This is a genomic window from Pirellulales bacterium (assembly GCA_035939775.1).
Lineage (GTDB): Bacteria > Planctomycetota > Planctomycetia > Pirellulales > DATAWG01 > DASZFO01.
This window is the reverse complement of the sequence record DASZFO010000275.1, coordinates 1-4,199: the sequence shown is the minus strand read 5'-3', so window position 1 is coordinate 4,199 and position 4,199 is coordinate 1. Positions and strand designations below refer to the sequence as shown.

Genomic DNA, 4,199 nt, shown 5'->3' with positions numbered 1-4,199 from the left:
GGCGTGCTGCCCGTCAGCAATTCGTACAGCAGCACCCCGAGCGAGTAGATGTCGCTGCGCGTATCGGCGCCCAGCGCGCTCATCTCCGCCTGCTCCGGGCTCATGTACTCCAGCGTGCCGACCACCGTGCCGAACTGCGTGAACATCGTCTTGTAGGTCAGCCGCTGCTCGGTCGCCTTGGCCACGCCGAAGTCGATCACCTTGGGGACCGGCTTGCCGTCGTAGAGCGTGACCATCACGTTCGACGGCTTGATGTCGCGGTGGATGATGCCCTTCTGGTGCGCGTGTTGGAGCGCCTGGCAGACCGGCACGAACAGCTCCAACCGCTCGCGCGGCGTCAGATGGATGTCGTCGCAGTATTGGGTGATCGGCACGCCGTGAACCAACTCCATGACGAAGTAGGGCAGGCCCGATTCCGTGGTCCCGGCGTCGAGGACGCGGGCGATGTTGACATGGTCCATCATGGCCAGGGCCTGCCGCTCGGCCTCGAAGCGGGCGATCACCTGGCGGCTGTCCATGCCCGGCTTGATGACCTTCAGCGCGACCTTGCGCTGTACCGGTTGCGTTTGCTCGGCCATCCAGACGACGCCCATGCCCCCTTCGCCGATCTGCTGCAAGAGCTTGTAGGGCCCGATCACGGTGCCGGGGCGATCGGCAGGAGATTGATCGATCGTGGGGCCGACATTGGCCGGAGTTTTGTTCAAGAAATCGCCGGCTTTCGCGTCGGCCTTGAGCAGCATCTCGACGTTGCGCCGCAGCTCCGCGTTTCCGGCACAATCGCCATCCAAGTACGCAGCGCGGTCTTCGGGCTCTGGTTTTTGCAGCGCTTCCAGAAAAATTGACGCTTCGTCCATTTTCGACCTCACCACGCGCGGTGCCTGCGCGGGCCTTCATGAGACAGTGCGCCGTTTGGCGCGGAACGACCCCAACCAAATCCGAAGAAATCAGAGACTGCCTTACAGCTCGGCGTCGCTGGCCACTTGGCGGTAAAGCCACGCCCGTGCGTAAGTCCATTGGCGATCGGCGGTTGACGGCGAAATACCCAACACGTGAGCGGTCTCGTCGATCGTCAGACCGGCAAAGTAACGCAGTTTGACCAGCGCTGCTTTGTCGGGATGCTTTTGAGCGAGTTTCGTCAGGGCGTCATCCAGCGCGACGAGGTCGTCCGGCGGCTCCTCGACGGAGACTTCGACGGCGTCGAGATCAACGCGCTGGAATCCACGGCCCCGTTTCAGCCGCTGCTTTTTGCGCGCCTTGTCGATGAGAATCCGCCGCATGGCCTCGGCCGCGGCGGCAAAGAAGTGCCCCCGACTGTTCCAGTGCTGGGTGGCGTCTCCGCCGACCAGGCGCAGATAAGCGTCGTGGACGAGCGCTGTCGCCTGAAGCGTCTGCCCGGGCTTTTCCTGGGCCAGCCGCTGAGCGGCGAGCTTTCGCAGCTCGTTGTAGACAAGTGGCAAGAGCTGCTCGGCCGCTTGTGGATCGCCTTGCTCGACGGCGGACAAGATGCGGGTGACTTCGTTCATCGGCACCGCCACGAATGAGGCCGCGATGGAGGTGCTTTGAGTCTAGCCGTTCGCTTGGCTTACCGCCACAAATCAGCCCGCACAGGCGCCGCAAGCAAATGTACGCTGACGCCTCCAAGTCACGATTCGCGGGCCCCCGTCGCCGCAGAGATTGCTGGGTAGTTGGCGATGGTTACCACGTTCAGCCGAGCGGGTCGAAACCGCGGCGGTCGGGCGGACCGGAGCATCCAAGGAATGGCTCAGAATCTCGACTTCGGCAGCCTCCGGCTGACGCTGGCCGTCAAGCGCTATGGGCGCAGCCGGCTAGCAAGCCGCTCTGACCTGCCGAGCCAACGCGGCATCGCCGTGGTTGTTTCTAAGCGAGACGGTGATCTGGCGAGCGCGTTGTTCGATTCCAAGGTACAACATGGTCCGGGACTCGGTCGTCATGTTGATTGCCGACATTTCAGCCGCATGAACGGCGACTGGAAGCCGAGCCCGCTACGATTAAAACGTCAGTAATCAGCAGCAGGCTCGTGAATCCTGTGGCCGTTGCCATCGCCGGCGCCGTCGGATCTTATTTGACGGTTGACGCCTCATAAATGCTCGCGATCGATTTGTCCAGCATGGCGTTGAATTCCGCGTCCGAATGTTGTGCCGACAATCCTTCCAGCAGCGCCCGCGAAAAGCTGGCCACGATGCCGTGATTCCTGCGCAGGATGTCGTTCGCCTCGGCCCGCGAATAGCCGCCGGAGAGGGCGACGACGCGCAGGACCTTGGGATGGCCGACGAATTCGGCGTAAAAATCGTCTTGGTCCGGCAGCGTCAGCTTGAGCATGACTACTCCGTCCGACGGAATTCTGTCGAGCTGCTCGAAAATCGACGTCTTGAGCAATCGCTCCGCTTCCGCCTTTTTCGGACAGTGAACGTCGACTTCCGGCTCGACGATCGGCACCAGTTTGGCGCCCAGGATCTGGCGAGCCAGTTCGAATTGCTGGTTGACGATGTTCTTGACGCCCGACGGACTGGCTTGCTTGATGACCGATCGCTCCTTGGTGCCGAAGATTCCCTTCGCTTTGGCCCTGACCAAAAGTGCGTCGAGATTCGGAATCGGCTTCATGAGCTGCACGCCGTCGCTCTCGGCTGCGAGTCCCTTATCGACCTTCAAGAACGGCACGACCCGCTTGACATTCCAGAGATAGTCGGCCGTCGGCCGGTTTTCGATGGCGCGATCCATCGTGTTCTCGAACAGGATTGCAGCGAGGATGCGGTCGCCATTGAAAGCGGGGCTAGTGATGACGCGCGTGCGCATCTGGTGCACGACCGCGTACATCTCTTCTTCGTTGGACCAGGCGCCCTCTTTGATCCCATACTGGACCAGGGCGCCGGGCGTGCTGCCGCCGCTTTGATCCAATGCAGTAATGAAGCCCGGTTGGCTCTTCATCTTTTGAAATTGCTGTTCGGTGAGGCCGAGAGGTGTCATAACGTCTCCTTCAGGTTCGTGCCTTGACGCCGCCACGAGCGTTCCCCTCTTCGGCGAGCGGCGGCGGAGCATCGAGTCGGTTGTAATCTTGCGTCAATTCTAATAAACGATGAAAGGACGGGCCATGCAACAACTCTTGGCTGCGATGCGATCACCAGTTGCCTTTCGGTCGCCTTCGGAAGTTCATTCTCGCTTCCTGTCCTCGACGATGCCGGCCGACGTCTGCCAACGTCGGGCCGACCGACGCGCCTAGTAGCGATTCGTTCCGAACGGGAAAAACCATAGCCAAAGGCATGTACTTTGCTCCATCGCGAATGTCCGCCTTATCTGCTGATTTTAGGCGGCGAGCATAGGTTCCTGCTGGACGTTTTGGATGCGCGCTGGCCGCGGTCCGACAAACTGCGCTGGCGAATCTCCGCGAAATTGTCCACTAAACAGAGGAGGAGTCGTGTCATGTCGAAAAACCTGGCAGGGCAAGTCGCCGTGGTCACGGGGGCTTCGAAGGGCATCGGGGCGGCAATTGCCGAACAGTTGGCAGCAGCCGGTGCAGCGGTCGTGGTCAATTACGCGAAAAGCCGCGCGGGCGCCGAGGCGGTGGTTCAGCGCATCGCGAAGGCGGGCGGTAAAGCCGTCGCGGTGCAGGCCGATGTTTCCAAGGTCGACGACATCCGCCGTCTGTTCGCCGAGACCAAAAAGGCATATGACAAGCTCAACATCCTCGTGAACAATGCCGGCATCTATGAGTTCGCCCCCTTGGAGGAGATCACTGCCGAGCACTTTCACAAGCAGTTTGATCTCAACGTCTTGGGGCTTCTATTAACGACGCAGGAAGCCGTCAAGCATTTCGGCTCCGCCGGCGGCAGCGTTATTAACCTTAGTTCGGTCGCCGTCACACTGGCCCCTCCCAACGCGGCCGTTTACAGCGGCACTAAGGCAGCCATCACTGCCATCACGCGCTCACTGGCTAAGGAGCTTGGGCCGCGCAATATTCGCGTCAACGCGGTCGGTCCCGGAGTGATCGAAACCGAGGGGCTGCACGCCACCGGTATCTCAGGAAGTGACTTCGAACGGCAGGCTCAAGCCCAGACGCCGCTCGGCCGGATTGGCCAGCCGCGGGACATCGCGCCCGCGGTCGCGTTCCTCGCCTCCCCGGAGTCGTCATTTATCACAGGAGAAACGCTTTACGTAACAGGAGGCCTGCGCTGAGAAGGCCA

Annotated in this window: 5 protein-coding genes; 2 read left to right on the top strand and 3 right to left on the bottom strand. The window is 61.2% G+C overall.

The window, feature by feature from the left end; all coding sequences use genetic code 11:
- Positions 1-854, bottom strand: an 854-nt coding sequence (locus VGY55_17205; protein HEV2971719.1) for a serine/threonine-protein kinase, incomplete at its 3' end; no start/stop codon positions are given.
- Positions 855-956: 102 nt separating this feature from the next.
- Positions 957-1,523: an ECF-type sigma factor gene (locus VGY55_17200; GenBank protein ID HEV2971718.1), complete on the bottom strand. Its 567-nt coding sequence runs from the start codon at positions 1,521-1,523 to the stop codon at positions 957-959.
- 234 nt (positions 1,524-1,757) lie between these two features.
- Here VGY55_17200 and VGY55_17195 point away from each other — a divergent pair, with 234 nt between their 5' ends.
- Entirely contained in the window at positions 1,758-2,024 is a 267-nt protein-coding gene (locus VGY55_17195; GenBank protein ID HEV2971717.1) for a hypothetical protein, read from the top strand.
- 55 nt (positions 2,025-2,079) lie between these two features.
- Here VGY55_17195 and VGY55_17190 read toward each other — a convergent pair whose 3' ends face one another.
- Entirely contained in the window at positions 2,080-2,985 is a 906-nt protein-coding gene (locus VGY55_17190) for a fructose bisphosphate aldolase (protein ID HEV2971716.1), read from the bottom strand.
- Positions 2,986-3,438: 453 nt separating this feature from the next.
- On the opposite strand from VGY55_17190, the gene VGY55_17185 reads away from it, so the two are divergent.
- The gene (locus VGY55_17185; GenBank protein ID HEV2971715.1) at positions 3,439-4,191 is read left to right on the top strand and encodes a glucose 1-dehydrogenase; all 753 of its coding nucleotides are present in this window, start codon (positions 3,439-3,441) and stop codon (positions 4,189-4,191) included.
- Positions 4,192-4,199 lie beyond the last annotated feature (8 nt).